The sequence below is a fragment of the Rhodococcus sp. LB1 genome, from assembly GCF_001583455.1.
Taxonomy (GTDB): Bacteria; Actinomycetota; Actinomycetes; order Mycobacteriales; family Mycobacteriaceae; genus Rhodococcus_F; species Rhodococcus_F opacus.
Window position 1 is genome coordinate 1 of record NZ_LTCZ01000016.1, and the last position, 14270, is coordinate 14270.

General features: G+C 69.4%; 14 protein-coding genes. 8 read left to right on the forward strand and 6 right to left on the reverse strand.

Annotated features, from left to right (window positions below):
* Nucleotides 1-94 precede the first annotated feature (94 nt).
* Entirely contained in the window at nucleotides 95-583 is a 489-nt protein-coding gene (locus AZG88_RS03365) for an alpha-isopropylmalate synthase regulatory domain-containing protein (RefSeq protein WP_005240954.1), read from the reverse strand.
* Between the two features lie 454 nt (nucleotides 584-1037).
* Here AZG88_RS03365 and AZG88_RS03370 point away from each other — a divergent pair, with 454 nt between their 5' ends.
* The 3 genes from AZG88_RS03370 to AZG88_RS03380 are packed head-to-tail and all read left to right on the forward strand — an operon-like array spanning nucleotide 1038 to nucleotide 3242.
* Nucleotides 1038-2258 carry an MFS transporter gene (locus AZG88_RS03370; protein ID WP_061697012.1) on the forward strand — a complete coding sequence of 407 codons (1221 nt, stop codon included), beginning with the start codon at nucleotides 1038-1040 and terminating at the stop codon, nucleotides 2256-2258.
* A gap of 22 nt (nucleotides 2259-2280) precedes the next feature.
* Nucleotides 2281-2715 (forward strand): hypothetical protein, encoded by a 435-nt coding sequence (locus AZG88_RS03375; protein WP_005240949.1) that lies wholly within the window; start codon nucleotides 2281-2283, stop codon nucleotides 2713-2715.
* Nucleotides 2712-3242: a GNAT family N-acetyltransferase gene (locus AZG88_RS03380; RefSeq protein ID WP_005240947.1), complete on the forward strand. Its 531-nt coding sequence runs from the start codon at nucleotides 2712-2714 to the stop codon at nucleotides 3240-3242. The genes AZG88_RS03375 and AZG88_RS03380 overlap by 4 nt, the downstream gene beginning before the upstream one ends.
* 9 nt (nucleotides 3243-3251) lie before the next feature.
* On the opposite strand, the gene zapE is transcribed toward AZG88_RS03380, so the two are convergent.
* Complete coding sequence (zapE, locus tag AZG88_RS03385; RefSeq protein ID WP_025432416.1) at nucleotides 3252-4268, reverse strand: cell division protein ZapE; 1017 nt, start codon at nucleotides 4266-4268, stop codon at nucleotides 3252-3254.
* A 34-nt stretch (nucleotides 4269-4302) separates the two neighbouring features.
* Here zapE and AZG88_RS03390 point away from each other — a divergent pair, with 34 nt between their 5' ends.
* From AZG88_RS03390 to msrB, 4 genes are read left to right on the forward strand one after another with little or no spacing between them, the layout of a single operon-like run.
* Complete coding sequence (locus tag AZG88_RS03390) at nucleotides 4303-5091, forward strand: pyrimidine reductase family protein (protein ID WP_061697016.1); 789 nt, start codon at nucleotides 4303-4305, stop codon at nucleotides 5089-5091.
* A 14-nt stretch (nucleotides 5092-5105) separates the two neighbouring features.
* Nucleotides 5106-6671, forward strand: a complete 1566-nt coding sequence (locus tag AZG88_RS03395; protein ID WP_082833218.1) for an alpha/beta fold hydrolase — start codon at nucleotides 5106-5108, stop codon at nucleotides 6669-6671.
* Between the two features lie 34 nt (nucleotides 6672-6705).
* Nucleotides 6706-8043 carry a glycosyltransferase family 87 protein gene (locus AZG88_RS03400; RefSeq protein WP_061697013.1) on the forward strand — a complete coding sequence of 446 codons (1338 nt, stop codon included), beginning with the start codon at nucleotides 6706-6708 and terminating at the stop codon, nucleotides 8041-8043.
* A gap of 59 nt (nucleotides 8044-8102) precedes the next feature.
* Nucleotides 8103-8540: a peptide-methionine (R)-S-oxide reductase MsrB gene (msrB, locus tag AZG88_RS03405; RefSeq protein WP_005240925.1), complete on the forward strand. Its 438-nt coding sequence runs from the start codon at nucleotides 8103-8105 to the stop codon at nucleotides 8538-8540.
* On the opposite strand, the gene AZG88_RS03410 is transcribed toward msrB, so the two are convergent.
* The 4 genes from AZG88_RS03410 to hemE are packed head-to-tail and all read right to left on the reverse strand — an operon-like array spanning nucleotide 8500 to nucleotide 13989.
* Nucleotides 8500-10848 carry a molybdopterin guanine dinucleotide-containing S/N-oxide reductase gene (locus tag AZG88_RS03410; RefSeq protein ID WP_061697014.1) on the reverse strand — a complete coding sequence of 783 codons (2349 nt, stop codon included), beginning with the start codon at nucleotides 10846-10848 and terminating at the stop codon, nucleotides 8500-8502. The genes msrB and AZG88_RS03410 overlap by 41 nt on opposite strands.
* A gap of 15 nt (nucleotides 10849-10863) precedes the next feature.
* A complete protein-coding gene (hemQ, locus tag AZG88_RS03415; RefSeq protein WP_005240921.1) occupies nucleotides 10864-11559 on the reverse strand; it encodes a hydrogen peroxide-dependent heme synthase in 696 nt (231 codons plus the stop codon).
* A gap of 4 nt (nucleotides 11560-11563) precedes the next feature.
* Complete coding sequence (locus AZG88_RS03420; RefSeq protein WP_061697015.1) at nucleotides 11564-12925, reverse strand: protoporphyrinogen oxidase; 1362 nt, start codon at nucleotides 12923-12925, stop codon at nucleotides 11564-11566.
* A complete protein-coding gene (gene hemE / locus AZG88_RS03425) occupies nucleotides 12922-13989 on the reverse strand; it encodes a uroporphyrinogen decarboxylase (protein ID WP_005263993.1) in 1068 nt (355 codons plus the stop codon). The genes AZG88_RS03420 and hemE overlap by 4 nt, the downstream gene beginning before the upstream one ends.
* Nucleotides 13990-14150: 161 nt before the next feature.
* Between hemE and AZG88_RS53300 the strand changes: the two genes are divergently transcribed.
* A partial coding sequence (locus AZG88_RS53300; protein ID WP_156517415.1) for a DUF3000 family protein occupies nucleotides 14151-14270 on the forward strand: 120 nt, incomplete at its 3' end.

Consider the following 14270-nt stretch of genomic DNA (forward strand, 5'->3'; position numbering starts at 1 on the left):
CAATCCCAGTATCGCGCACCAGTTCACTTTCAACCGAACAGTTCACGACAGTTCAGCCCCGGTCATCGACCGGGGCTGAACTGTCGTTCCGGTGTCAGGCGGACTGGAGCCGGTTGGCGCCGGAGATCATCGCGCGCAGAGTCGATTCCGTGTGGGATTCACCGATTCCCATCGCCCAGAGCCGGATGCCGTCGCGCTCGCAGAGCAGGAATGTCGCGGTGCGGTGCCCGATCTCGTGCTGATGAAATGACAGGATCTCCATCGCACACCCCGCGTCGTACAGCATCGAGGTCATGGCGGCCACCGGACCGGGCGCGCTCGCAGCGGTCTTGCAGATCGATTCGCCGATACCGAGTGTCGCTTCGAAATCCCACATTCCGGGGCCGGTCTTCGTTTCCGACCAGCTGCCCAGACGGAACGGTCCGCTGGACGGCGCGTAGACGGCTTCGAACGCGGACCACGCCATTCCGGCGGATTCGGTGCGGAGTTCCCGCGGCAGCGGCTTGCCGTGGCGCGCGGCGAACGGGTCGGCGGCCGTTGCCGACGAGGGAAAGGGTGAAGCGAAAGAAGGGTTTGTACTCATTCTCGTGGTCTTCCTGAAAGGAGGGAGGACCAACGCGTAGCTCAACGACCCGCAGCGAGGGGTCGGTCCGTATCAGACCCCGCTACGGCGGAGAACTACGAGAATGCGCTGCATGGATGACACTGTAGGCGACAACCGCCCGCAGAGGCAACAGGCCCGTTCACGCTGTCGCGCCGGCCACCGGTGACGGGCGGGTGACGAAATCGTTACCGCTGCATCTGGAACGTGAGGAATTCCTCATGTATCGTCGAACTTGCCATCCACCCCCCCGATGGCAATGAGCCCCAGCCATGACCCCCCATCCAAGGCTGGGGCTCAGTCTTGTTCCGGGCACCTCACGCACCGCGCGCTTGCAGGACTTTTCGCCCGCCGATTCGGAGAACGCTGCACATCCCCGCAAAGTATTGGACACTCGTCCAATCAATCGGATGTCCTCTACCGAAGGCCGACACGCATGACGGATTCACCACGCGCAGATGCGTCCGCGGACCACCGCTCGGCACGGATCGCCACAGCGGGCGCATTCGGCCTGCAGGGATTTCTCCTCGCGGCCGTTCTCACACAGCTGCCGCAGTACCAGGACCGATTCGGGTTCGACGACACGATCATCGTGGTGGCCGTCGTGACGGTGTCTCTCATCGCCGGAGCCGGAAGCGTCCTCGCCGAGCACCTGGCTCGCCGATTCTCCAGCAGGTCGGCCCTGCGACTCGGGCTCGCGACCATCGCGATTGCCGGTGGCGCGCTCGGTTTCAGCCCGAATACCGCGGCCTTCTTCGTCTGCCTGTCCGTGTACGGGGCCGGACTGGGAATCGTCGATGCCGCCGCCAACATGCAGGCGGTGTCGATCCAGCACGCGTACGGCCGCGTCATCCTGTCGTCGTTCCACGCCGTGTGGAGCGTCGGCGCGATTGCGGGTGCCCTCTTCGTCGCCGCCACCTCGGCCCTCGACGTGAGCGTCGCCACCGCGCAACTGGTGGCGGCGCTCGTCGTGGCAGTCGGTCTCACCGTCTGCTGTCCCCGGCTCCTCGTCCGTCAGGAGCCGGCGGGCACCGCCGCGCCGGCGACCGGCCCTGCGCCCGTGCCGGTTCCGATTCGAGCACTGCTCGCGCTCGGTACCGCGATGGCGTTGTTCTACGCCATCGATTTCGGTGTCGGCAACTGGTCCGCTCTGTACGTCCGGAACGTTCTGCTCGCGGATGCCGGCACGGCCGCTCTGGCACTGGCCGCATACCAGTGCGCGGCTCTGGTGTCGCGACTGACCGGCGACTTCTGGGTGGCGAAGTACGGCGAGATCGCCGTCGTCCGTGTGGGTTCGGCGGTCGGTGTCGCCGGATTAACGGTCGTCGTCCTCGCCCCGTCGTCGGTCGTCGCGATTGCCGGATTCCTCGTCGTGGGCCTCGGCGTGCCGGTCGTCGCTCCCCTGTGTTTCAGTGCCGCCGGGCGGCTGGCACCCTCCGGCCAGGTGGACGACGTCGTGGCGCGGATCAACCTGTTCAACTACGTGGGCACCCTCGTGGGCGGCGCGATAGTCGGCGGCGTCGCCGCGGCGACCAGCCTGCGGATCGGGTTCGTGGTCCCGCTCCTGTTCGCGGTGGGGCTCGTCCTGCTCGCCCCCGCGTTCGCCCCGGACCGGGACCGGGACAAGCAATCCGAGTGCGCCCCGGATCGCGACTGACGGCAGATGTTCTACTTAGGACATGCCGACTTGGGGATGGTTCGTGATCGCCGTGGCGATCGTCTACGTCGCAGTTCTGGTCTCGTCACGATCCGCTCGTGGCGGCTCACACACCCCACACGACCTGCATCCCGCATCGACGTGGCGACACCTCGACGACGCCGTCCGGGACGAGGTGACGTGTCTGCTCGACCGGGGCAGGACGATCGAGGCGATCAAGATTCTCGTCGCGCGGGACGGGATCGGCGTGCGGCACGCGAAGGCCACGGTCGAGTACGGCCGGCTCCAAGCCCGGCCGGTCCCCGCCGGAATCCGCTCCTGCGGAGACACGTCGCCGATCGAGGGCACGCTCCGCGACCTCAAGAGCGAGGGCAAGACCGTTGCGGCGATCACCCTGCTGCGGGACAGTACGGGAATGACACTTCGGGAAGCGAAGGACGCGGTGGACCAGCTGTGACAGTCGAAATAGACCCGGCAGGGATCTGGGATTCCGAGGCGATCGCCGACGTCGCCGCGGCAACGTTCCCTCTCGCGTGCCCGCCCGGGGCGACACAGGACGACATCGCCGCCTTCATCGACGACGTGCTGTCGGCCGAACGGTTCTCGGAATACCTCACCGACCCGAACCGCACTGTCCTGAAGGTCACCCACGGCGGGGCGATCGTCGGCTACGCGATGCTGATCGACGGTGAGCCCGCCGATCCGGATGTCGGCAGGGCCGTGACGCTCCGGCCGACAACCGAGATCAGCAAGCTGTACGTGCTGCCCGGCAACCACGGGACCGGCGTCGCGTCCGCGCTGATGGACGCCATCGTCGAACGCGCCGTCGCCGCGGGGTGCGCCGGGCTGTGGCTCGGCGTCAACCAGGAGAATGTGCGCGCCCAGCGCTTCTACGCGAAGCACGGATTCACGCAGGTCGGAACGAAGACCTTCCTCGTCGGCACCCAGCTGCACCACGACTTCGTGATGCAGCGGGCACTGTGACGAGCTGCGTCAGCTCGCGGCGACCTCGAAGCGCGACAGCGCCAGCAGGCGCGACGTGGCACGCAGGTACTTCTTCCGGTACCCGCCGGCCAGCATCTCGGGAGTGAAGATCGCGTCGAGCTTGGCCCCTGCCACGGTGACCGGGATGCTCGCGTCGTACAAGCGGTCGGCGAGGACCACCAGGCGCAGCGCGACCGACTGGTCCTCGGCGGGGTGGACGCCGTCCAGGAACACGGCCGGAATGCCCTCGACCAGCTTGTTGTAGCGGGACGGGTGCAGCGTGCTGAGGTGCTTGCACAGCGCGTCGAAGTCGTCGAGCGTCGCGCCGGGGATGCTGTCGGCGCGCTCGGCGAGCTCCTCCGACGAGATCGGGTCCGGGGCCGGCGGCAGGTCGCGGTGCCGGTAGTCGGGTCCGTCGACGCGGATCGTCTCGAAGATCGAGCCCAGCTTCTTGATCTCCCGCAGGAAGTCCTGCGCGGCGAATCGGCCTTCGCCGAGCTGGCCGGGCAGTGTGTTCGACGTCGCCACGATGGACACGCCGCGCGCCGACAATTCCGACAGCAGGCGGGACACCAGCATGGTGTCGCCCGGGTCGTCGAGTTCGAATTCGTCGATGCAGAGGACGCTGTGGCCGGACAACTGCTCGACGGCCTTGTTGAAACCGAGGGCACCGACGACGTGCGTCAGCTCCACGAACGTGCCGAACGCCTTGGGCGACGGGACGCTGTGGAAGATCGACGCCAGAAGGTGGGTCTTACCGACACCGAAGCCGCCGTCGAGGTAGAGACCGGCACCGGTGGCCTGCGTCTTCTTCCCGAACAGGCCGCGTCGCCCGCCACTGCGGATCTTCACGACCTTCTTCGCGAACTCCTCCGCCGTCTGGACCGCGGCGGCCTGGCTGGGTTCTGCGGGATCGGGGATGTACGACGCGAAGCTCACCTCGTCGAACATGGCCGGGGGCACCATCTGAGCTACCAACTGATCAGCCGGTACCACGGGGCTACGATCGACAAGACGTGCATGCATACAAGCAGGGTATCCACGTGTTGTGATCACCAACATGCACCGTGTACATATTGCGACATTTTTCACACCGGACAGTCCACCCGCACGGGAGGAGTCCAGTGAATCGACCGCGAACGCGCTGCGCGACCTGTATGCCTACCCAGCGGAGACGCCGCGGCCCTGGGTGCGCGTCAACTTCGTGAGCAGCATCGACGGAGCCGTCTCCGTCGACGGCGTCAGCGGGGCGCTCGGCACACCCGCGGACAGGCTGGTCTTCGAAACCCTGCGGGAGTTGGCCGACGTCGTGCTGGTCGGAGCCGGAACCGTCCGGGCGGAGAACTACGGCGGGGCGCGCGTCGGCGCGGAGGGCAGGCGACGCCGGGTGGCGTCGGGGATGCAGGAGGTCCCGCCGATCGCCGTCGTGTCTGCTCGCGCCCACCTCGACCCGCACTCACGCCTGTTCACCGACACCGAGGTGGCCCCGATCGTCGTCACGTGCACGGACGCCGACCCGACGCGGGTCCGGGCTCTCGCCGACGCGGGTGCGCGGATCGTGACGGCCGGCGAGGGGCAGGTCACCGGCGACGGGCTGATCGCCGCCCTCGAGGATCTCGGACTGCGCCGGGTGCTCTGCGAGGGCGGCCCGAGCCTGTTCGGGCAGCTGACTGCGGACGACGCCGTCGACGAGGTCTGCCTGACCACGGCACCCGTGCTCGTCGGCGGGACCGCGGGTCGCGTCGCCACCTCGCCGAGTACCCGGGTCACCGCGATGACCCCCGCGCACATCCTCACCGACACCGACGGCACCGTCCTCACCAGATGGGTGCGGCTGCCCCGCCCGTAGAGGAACCTGGCAGGGTGGTCGCCATGCGCAGATCGGTGTTGCTCGCAATGGTTCTCGTGGTGTGCAGCGCGTGCGGAGCCGGACCGTCCAACCGGCCCCACGTGGCGGTCGAACGCGAGGGCGGCGGCAGCGAACCCACCGCGACGGAGACCGAGAACACCGACGCTCCCCCGCCCGTGTTGCAGACCCCGAAGAACGATCTGGCGTGGACCGACTGCACGCAGAGCACGCTCGGCGCCCTGGGCCCGGGAACGACACCGCCGGCCGGGCTCGTCTTCGAATGCGGCTCGTACGAGTCGGCCGTCGACGAGAGCGGCACCCTGCCCGGCTCCTTCACGATGGGTGCGATGCGGGCACGGCTCGCCGACACCCCCGAGAACGCGGCCCCGCTGGTGCTCACGTCGGGATCGGACCGGTCGTCGACCGCGACGCTCGCAGCGCTGAGCACCGGCGGTCTGACATCGCTGCTGTCGACGCGACCGGTGGTCGCGGTGGACCGCCGCGGGATCGCCTCCTCGCAGGAGATCGAATGCCTCACCCCGGAGCTCCGCAGCAGCCTGGCGAATCTCGGGCAGTTCGACCCGGGGACGGGTGACCAGGTCGACAAGGTGACCGCGCTGGGCCGCGACGCCACCATCGCGTGCACCGACTACCTGCAGCCGCAGGAACTCGCGTTCGACAGCACCCACGCCGCCGACGACATCGAGGAGCTGCGCCGCACCTGGGACGTCGATGCGCTCGGGATCCTCGCCACCGGCAACGGCAGTGCCGTCGCGCTCAGCTACGCCGCCAAGTACCCCGATCGGGTCGGCCGGCTCGTCCTCGACTCCCCCGCCGTCACCACGGTGGATGCCGCGACCGCCACCGAGCAGCAGGTCGCGGGTCAGGAGGCGGCGTTCGACTCGTTCGCCCGCCAGTGCATCGCCCTCAACTGCTCCCTGGGCGCCGATCCCCGCGCCGCGATGACCGACGCCGTCACCCGCGCCGCGAACGGTCAGATCCCGCGGGTCTCCGCGAACGCCCTCCTCACCGCGGTGTCCGGGTCGCTCGCCGCGGCGGGCGGCGAGCAGCAGGGCCGCGTCCGCGCCCTGTCCGATGCGGTGTCCGCCGCCCTCGCCGGAAACACGGCGCCGATCCTCGCGGCGGTCACGCAGGCCGAGGCGGCCTACGAGAGCGACGGCCAGTTCATCACCCGCTGCACGGACGGCCAGCAGTGGCCCGCACCCGACCGGGTCCGCGAACTGCAGAAGCTGTGGGGCGAGCGGTTCCCGCTGTTCGGCCCGAACGCCGCCGTCGGTCTGCTCACGTGCACCTCGTGGCCCGCGACCGCGCCGCCCGCCCTGCCCCGCGAGCTGACGCTGCCGGTCCTGGTGCTGAGCGGCACCGCCGACCCGGTCGTCGGGAACGCCGGGGTGGGGACGGTGACCGGGGCCGTGTCGAGCGCGGGCGCCGCGACGGCGACGTTGACGTGGCACGGCAGCGGCCACCCCGCCACCCATTCGGACTGCGCGCAGAAGTCGATCGTCACCTACGTCGCGGACGGCGTGCTGCCCCCGGACGGCAGCGCCTGCCCCGCCTAGCCGAGGTGGTCCGCCCGACACCCACAGGGGGTGCGTGACCGCACGTCAGAGCTTCTCGGTGTACCGTGCCGTGGTGTTCCTTCGACAACTCGAACCGCGCACCGGGCGGACTGCCAACGAGGTCATCAACTTCGCGCTGTGGCCGATCGCCGTCATGACAGTGCTGCATCGAGTGGTCGTCAAGGCGGTCAACGGGTACATCACCGACGACTTCCGCCCGGTCTACAACGCTGCGCTGGCCTTCCTCAACGGGCGGCCCGTCTACACCGCCAACTTCAACTGGGTCGATCCGCACTATCTGTATCCGCCGTCCGGCACACTGCTGATGGCACCGATAGCGGTGATCGACCCCGAGAAGTCCCGGTGGTTGTTCATCATCGCCAACGCGATCGCCATCGTGATCGCGTTGTACCTGCTCCTGCGGCTGTTCGGCCTGGGATTGAACACCATCGCGGCCCCGATCCTGCTGCTCGCCACGTTCTCGTCCGAAACCGTCACCAACACCCTCGTCTTCACCAACATCAACGGCCTGGTCCTGCTCGGCGAAATCGCGTTCCTCGTGTTGTTGATGAAGCGCAAGGACATGTGGTCCGGTGTCGCCATCGGGCTGACGTTCGCGGTGAAACCTATCCTCGCCCCACTCCTGCTGCTGCCTCTGGTGCGCGGACAGTGGAAGGTGTTCGTCACCGCGATCGGCATCCCCCTGATCCTCACCGCCGTGGCGTGGCCGCTGTCCGCGGACCCGATGGACTTCGTGCGCCACACAGTGCCGTACTTGATGGAGTCGCGCGACTACTTCAACAGCGCGATCGTCGGCAACGGCAAGTACTACGGCCTCCCCACCGCCCTGATCTGGGCTCTGCGCGGTGTCTTCACCGCCATCGTGCTCAGCTCCCTGTGGCTGCTCTACCGCTACTACCGCCACGACGAGCTGTTCTTCGTCGTCACCATGTCCGGGGTTCTGCTGACGGCGTCGTGGCTTCTCGGCTCGCTGGGCCAGATGTATTACTCGATGATGCTGTTCCCGCTCCTGATGTCCGTGGTGCTGAAGAATTCGGTGATGCGGAACTGGCCTGCGTGGCTGGCCGTGTACGGGTTCATGAGTTACGACAGCTGGCTGTCGAGCCGGTTCATCGAGGCCGGCCGGACCGCCGAGTACATGAAGACCACGCTGGGGTGGAGCCTCCTGCTCCTCGTGGTCTTCGGTGTGCTGACCGTCCGCTACGTCTCGGCGCGGCGCGAGGGGCGACTCGACCGGGGCATCGATCCGGCGTTCCTCCTCGAACCGCACGAGAAGGCTCCCGACATCTCGCCGCGGGAACCGGAACCGGACGAGCAGCCGCAGGTCGAGTCGGCCACCGCCAAGACGTAGGCCCCCGTCACGCGCCGGGCGTCGCGGCCGGAATCGGCGAAACGTATTAGCGTGGAGCCATGAGTTCGCAGCAGCAGGATCCCACGCAGTCCGCCCCGAAGGTTGCTCTCTCCGACAGCGAGTGGCGCGAGAAACTGACTCCCGAGGAGTACGCGGTGCTGCGCCAGGCCGGTACCGAGCGCCCCTTCGTCGGCGAGTACACCGACACCAAGACGGAAGGCGTCTACCACTGCCGGGCCTGTGGCGCCGAGCTGTTCCGCAGCGCGGAGAAGTTCGAATCGCATTGTGGGTGGCCGTCGTTCTTCGATCCGGCCGACTCGGACGCCGTCGTCCTCCGCGAGGACACGTCGCTGGGTATGCGCCGCGTCGAGGTGGTGTGCGGGACGTGCCACAGCCACCTGGGCCACGTCTTCGAGGGCGAGGGCTACCCCACCCCCACCGATCAGCGGTACTGCATCAATTCGATCTCGCTGACCCTGGAACCGACCGGCGAATGATCGTCGGTGGATCGAACGCCCGGATCGGCGGTAGCTCGCCCTCGTAGCGTTCGATCTCGACGAGCACGTGCTGGCCCGTGCAGCCGTGGGCGAGTGACGACGTGCCCACGTCCGGTGTCAGCACGTTGGGGTTCCCGTGCACGCAGAGGGAATCCGGGTCGGTGGCGTCGAGAGGGTCGTACCAGGCTCCCGTCGACAGCTGAACCACACCGCGGCGGACACCGTCGTCCACCACCACACCGGCGAGGCAGGCGCCCCGGTCGTTGAACACGCGGACGACGTCGCCGGCGGTGAGTCCGCGGTCGGTGGCGTCATCCGGATGGATTCGCAGCGGTTCGCGGCCCCGGATCTTCGATTTCTGGCTGGTGCTGCCGTGGTCGAGTTGGCTGTGCAGTCGGGTACGCGGCTGGTTGGCGATCAGATGCAGCGGGAACTGCCGTGCCCGGCGGCCGCCCAGCCATTCCTCGGGCTCGTACCAGCGTGGGTGTCCGGCGCAGTCGTCGTAGCCGAATCCGTCGATGTCGGCGGAGAAGATCTCGATCCGCCCGCTCGGGGTGGCCAGGGGGAATTTCACCGGATCGGCCCGGAAGTCGCCGAACAGGATCAGGTCGTCCTCGGTCCGCATCCGCACGTGACCCTGCGTCCAGAAGTCGTCGAAACTCGGGGCGGGGCCGCCGTCCGCGCGGACGAAGTCCCGCCACTGCCCGTACAGGTGCTCGAGCCACTGCTCGGACGAGCGGCCCTCGGTGAACTTCTGCCCGACACCCAGTTTCCGGGCGACGGCGGCGAACGTGTCGTAGTCGTCCTGCGCGTCGGCGTACGGCCCGACGGCGGCGTGCATGGCGACGAGCAGCGGGTCGTTGCGGGTGCAGCTGATATCGGCCCGCTCGAGCGACGTGGTGGACGGCACGACGATGTCCGCGTGCCGGGCCATCGGCGTCCAGTAGGGGTCGTGGACCACGATCGTGTCGGGACGGGCCAGCGCCCGGCGCAGCCGGGGAATGTCCTGATGGTGGTGGAACGGGTTGCCGCCCGCCCAGTACAGCATCTTGATGTCCGGGTACGTCAGCCGCTGACCGTCGTAGTCGAACGGTGCGCCGGGGTTCAGGAGCATGTCCGAGATCGCGGCCACGGGGATGAAGTCGCGGACGGGGTTCAGCCCCTGGGGAAGCGTGGGCAGCGGGTACGGGACGGGGGCCAGCCCGGGCTCGTTCATGGAACCGTAGCCGTGGCCGAAACCACCACCGGGAAGACCGATCTGGCCCAGCATCGCGGCGAGGGTGACCCCCATCCACGGGGCCTGCTCACCGTGCCGGACCCTCTGCAGCGACCACGTGACGGTCACCATCGTCCTGCCCGCCGCCATCCGCCGGGCGAGGGCCACCAGGTCCGCGGCGGCGATGCCGGAGATCTGCTCGGCCCACGCGGGCGATTTCGGTATGCCGTCGGAGCGCCCGAGGAGGTAGTCCTCGAAGCGGTCGTAGCCGACGCAGTGGCTGCCCAGGAATGCCGTGTCGTGCAGGTCTTCCGTCGCGAGGACGTACGCGAGGGCGAGCATGATCGCGACATCGGTGCCGGGCACCGGGGCGTGCCGTTCGGCGGCGCCGTGCACGTCGTCGCGCAGCGGACTGAACGACACGACGGACCCGCCGCGGCGCCGGAGGGCGTCGAGTGCGTCGCGGGTGGGGTGGTCGCTGGTCCCGCCGTGATTGACCCCGGTGTTCTTGAGGGGGACGCCACCGAAGCACACCATGAGATCGGTGTGCTCGGCGATGACCTTCCAGGACGTGGAGCGGGCGAACATCTTCCAGTGGGTGCCCACCACCCGGGGCATGATGACGCCCGTCGCGCCCAGCGAGTAGCTGTGCACCGAACGGGTGTAGCCACCGAGGGTGTTCAGGAATCGGTGGACCTGACTCTGGGCGTGGTGGAACCGTCCCGCGCTGGCCCAGCCGTACGAACCGCCGTAGATCGCGCTGTTGCCGTGCGTGTCGACGACCCTGCGCAGTTCGTTCGCGAGCCGCTGCGTCAGCTCTTCCCAGTCGACCGACACGAACTCGTCGGCCCCTCGGGAACCGCTGGGTCCCGGGCCGTTGTCGAGCCACCCGCGGCGCACCACCGGGCCGGTGATCCGCGCCTTGCTGCGGACCGACCCGGCGATGTTGCCCAGCACCGGTGACGGGTTCGCGTCACCGGTGTACGGGTGGGCGGCGACGACGTCGCCGTCGGCGACCTCGGCCTCGAACATGCCCCAGTGCGACATGTGCTGGTAGCGGGGCGCGGTGCGAGCCCCGTCGGCGTCATTCATCGGTGCTGCGTCAGATCACGGCAGAGCGGTGATCAGCTTCTCCACATCCACCCGCGGGCCGGTGAAGAACGGCACCTCTTCGCGGACGTGCAGACGGGCCTCGGTGGCGCGCAGGTCGCGCATGAGATCGACGATGCGGTACAGCTCCGGCGCCTCGAACGCGAGAATCCACTCGTAGTCGCCGAGTGCGAACGAGGGCACGGTGTTGGCGCGGACGTCCTTGTACGTGCGGGCCGCCATGCCGTGGTCGGCCAGCATCTTGCGCCGCTCGTCGTCGGGCAGCAGGTACCACTCGTAGGACCGGACGAACGGGTACACGCAGATGTAGTTGCCCGGGTCCTCACCGGCCAGGAACGCCGGAATGTGGCTCTTGTTGAACTCGGCGGGACGGTGGCACGCGACGTTGCTCCACACCGGCTTGCTCGCGCGGCCCAGGGCGGTGGTGCGGCGGAAGTCGGCGTACGTGGCCTGAAGGGCTTCGATGCTCGCCGAGTGCGTCCAGATCATGAAGTCGGCGTCGGCACGCAGGCCTGCCACGTCGTAGAGCCCGCGCACCACGACACCCTTCTCCGCCTGACCTTCGAAGAAGATCCGCGCCTCCTTGATCACAGCTTCCCGGTCGTCCCCGAGAACACCGGGTTCCACCTGGAACACCGAGAACATGAGGTAACGGATTTCAGAGTTCAATGCGTCGAAGTCGAGGCGTGCCATGCGTCTATCGTGCCACTCGCCCGGCGAGCCGTGCAGCCGCCGTCGTCGCAGCGGCCACACACGCGGGAACACCCACCCCGTGCAGCAGCGCCCCCGACACCTCGAGACCGTCCAGACCTGCGACTTCCTGCTCGATCACCGCCACCCGCCCGAGATGGCCGGGACCGTACTGCGGCAGGCCGCCGTGCCAGCGCTGGACGTGCACCGCGGCGGGTTCCGCGGACACCCCGGTGACGGTCGCGAGGTCCCGCCGGGCCGCGGCGATCAGCTCGTCGTCGGGTGCGTCGACGACGGCGGCGTCGCCGAACCGTCCGAAGGACGCCCGGACGAGGGTCACCTCCCGCTCGGCGAGGTGCGGCCACTTGCGACTCGACAGGGTGAACGCCTTCGCGCCGAGCGCGGCGTCGGTGGCGACGAGGATCCCGGAGTTCTGCGGGAGGTCGACCCGGATCGGCAGCGCCAGCGCGACGACCGCCGACGAGGCCAGCGGGATGTCCGCGGCGGCCGCCGACGCGCGGGGGGCGATGCCGGCGAGCAGGTCGGCGAGCTGCGGGGCGGGCACGGCGAGCACGACCCCGTCGACGGGGCCCACCGGTTCCGCCGACCAGCCGTCGCCGTCGCGGCCGAGTGTCCGGATCCGTTCGTGCACGATCTCCGCCGACGCGGCCTCCGTCAGGGCGCGCAGCAGGACGCCGTAGCCGTCGCGCAGCGCCCCGAACACCGGCCCGGGGGTCGGGGCGGGGAGGGCGTCCGCCACCGCCGCGGACAGGCTCGTGGCGCCGCGGTCGAGCGCCGCCGCGAGCGTGGGGAGCGCGGCGCGGACGCCGATCGTGTCCGCCAGACCCGAATAGACCCCTCCGAGAAGCGGATCCACCGACCGCTGGACCACCTGCGCGCCGAACCGGTCGCCGACCAGTGCACCGACGGCGATGTCCGCACCCGGTGTCCAGTCGAGGGGCACCGTCCGCTCCCCCGCCACCCGCGCGAGTGTCCGGTCGTCGACGAGACCGCGCAGACTGTTCCCGTCCGCGGGTATCCCCATGAGGGTGCCGGCCGGCAGCGGGTGCAGCGCGTCCTCGGACCAGATGAGCGGCCGCAGTCCCGCCGGATGCACCAGCTGGTCGGAGAGGCCGAGTTCACCGAGCAGGGCGGGCAGTTCCGGGCGCCGCGCGATGAAGGCTTCCGCCCCGACGTCGACGGGCTCCCCCGCCAGGTCCACCGTGCGCAGCTTGCCGCCGAGCCGCTCCGCGCCGTCGGCGAGGACGATCCGGGCATCGGCGCCGAGCCGCTGCCGCAGGCGGTACGCGGCAACGAGCCCGGAGATGCCGCCGCCGACGACGAGAACCTTCGGCGACGACCCGGTCACAGTGAATGCACCAGCTCGACCAGCGCGGTCAGCGCGCCCGGGTCGGTGTCGGGCAGGACGCCGTGCCCGAGGTTGAAGATGTGTCCCGTGGCGCCGGCGGCGAGGGCGGCGTCCGCTTCCGCGGTGATGCGGCGGACCTGCTTCTCGACCGCCGCCGGTCCGGCGAACAGCACGGCGGGGTCGAGGTTGCCCTGGAGCGCCTTGCCCGGGCCGACCCGGCGCGCTGCCACGTCCAGGGGGATGCGCCAGTCGACGCCCACCACGTCGGCGCCCGCTTCGCCCATCGCGCCGAGCAGTTCGCCGGTTCCGACGCCGAAGTGGATGCGCGGCACCTTCGCGCTCTCCACCTCGGCGAACACCCGCTCGGAGTGGGGCAGCACGAATTCCCGGTACTCGGCGAGGGACAGCGCGCCGGCCCACGAGTCGAACAGCTGGATCGCGTCGACGCCGGCGCGCAACTGGGTCTGCAGGAAGGTGATGGTGGTATCGGCCAGGGTGCCGAGCAGCGCGTGCCACGTCCGGGGGTCGGAGTGCATGAGCGCCTTCGTGCGCTCGTGATTGCGGCTCGGACCGCCCTCGACCAGGTACGAGGCGAGAGTGAACGGGGCTCCGGCGAAGCCGATCAGCGGCGTCGAGCCGAGTTCCGCGGTGAGCAGCTGCACGGCCTGCGCGACGGCGCCGACTTCCTCGGGTACGAGGCGCGGCAGGGCGGCGACGTCCGCGATCGACCGGACCGGGTTCGCGACGACGGGACCGGTGCCGGCGACGATGTCGAGATCGATGCCTGCGGCCTTGAGCGGCACCACGATGTCGGAGAACAGGATCGCGGCGTCGACGCCGTGCCGGCGCACGGGCTGCATGGTGATCTCGCAGACCAGTGCCGGATCGAAGCACGACTCGAGCATGCCGATCCCCGACCGGATCTCGCGGTACTCGGGAAGCGAGCGGCCCGCCTGCCGCATGAACCACACCGGGCGACGGCCGGGGGTACGGCCTTCCGCGGCCGCCAGGAGGGGTGCGTCGGGGAGCACCCGCCTCGCGGCGTACGTCGCCCGTTCACTCATGCCTGCATTGGTGCTTTCCAACCCGCTCATCGGTCCTCGCGCTCTCTGCCTGCTCGAATTTCGGCAGCTCTCATGCTGCCATGCCGGGACTCCGCCGCCGATCGGCCCTGCTCGGCGCGCCTCCGACGAGATGTGGGGGTCCGGGTCTAACGTCCCGAGCTGTGACGACTTCGGGATCGCCCGCCGAACCGGCCGAGTTCCGCGCCGCGGTCGAAGCGATGAATTCCGCGCAGGTTCGCGCGGACATCGAGCTGGGCCCCATCCGGCCCCCGCAACGGCTC

What these genes read in the sequence shown, in the direction of transcription:
- AZG88_RS03365 (WP_005240954.1), bottom strand. Translation starts at nt 583, where the DNA reads ATGAGTACAAACCCTTCTTTCGCTTCACCCTTTCCCTCGTCGGCAACG.
- AZG88_RS03370 (WP_061697012.1), top strand. Translation starts at nt 1,038, where the DNA reads ATGACGGATTCACCACGCGCAGATGCGTCCGCGGACCACCGCTCGGCA.
- AZG88_RS03390 (WP_061697016.1), top strand. Translation starts at nt 4,303, where the DNA reads ATGCACCGTGTACATATTGCGACATTTTTCACACCGGACAGTCCACCC.
- hemE (WP_005263993.1), bottom strand. Translation starts at nt 13,989, where the DNA reads ATGAGTGAACGGGCGACGTACGCCGCGAGGCGGGTGCTCCCCGACGCA.
- hemQ (WP_005240921.1), bottom strand. Translation starts at nt 11,559, where the DNA reads ATGGCACGCCTCGACTTCGACGCATTGAACTCTGAAATCCGTTACCTC.
- AZG88_RS03410 (WP_061697014.1), bottom strand. Translation starts at nt 10,848, where the DNA reads ATGAATGACGCCGACGGGGCTCGCACCGCGCCCCGCTACCAGCACATG.
- msrB (WP_005240925.1), top strand. Translation starts at nt 8,103, where the DNA reads ATGAGTTCGCAGCAGCAGGATCCCACGCAGTCCGCCCCGAAGGTTGCT.
- zapE (WP_025432416.1), bottom strand. Translation starts at nt 4,268, where the DNA reads ATGCATGCACGTCTTGTCGATCGTAGCCCCGTGGTACCGGCTGATCAG.
- AZG88_RS03375 (WP_005240949.1), top strand. Translation starts at nt 2,281, where the DNA reads ATGCCGACTTGGGGATGGTTCGTGATCGCCGTGGCGATCGTCTACGTC.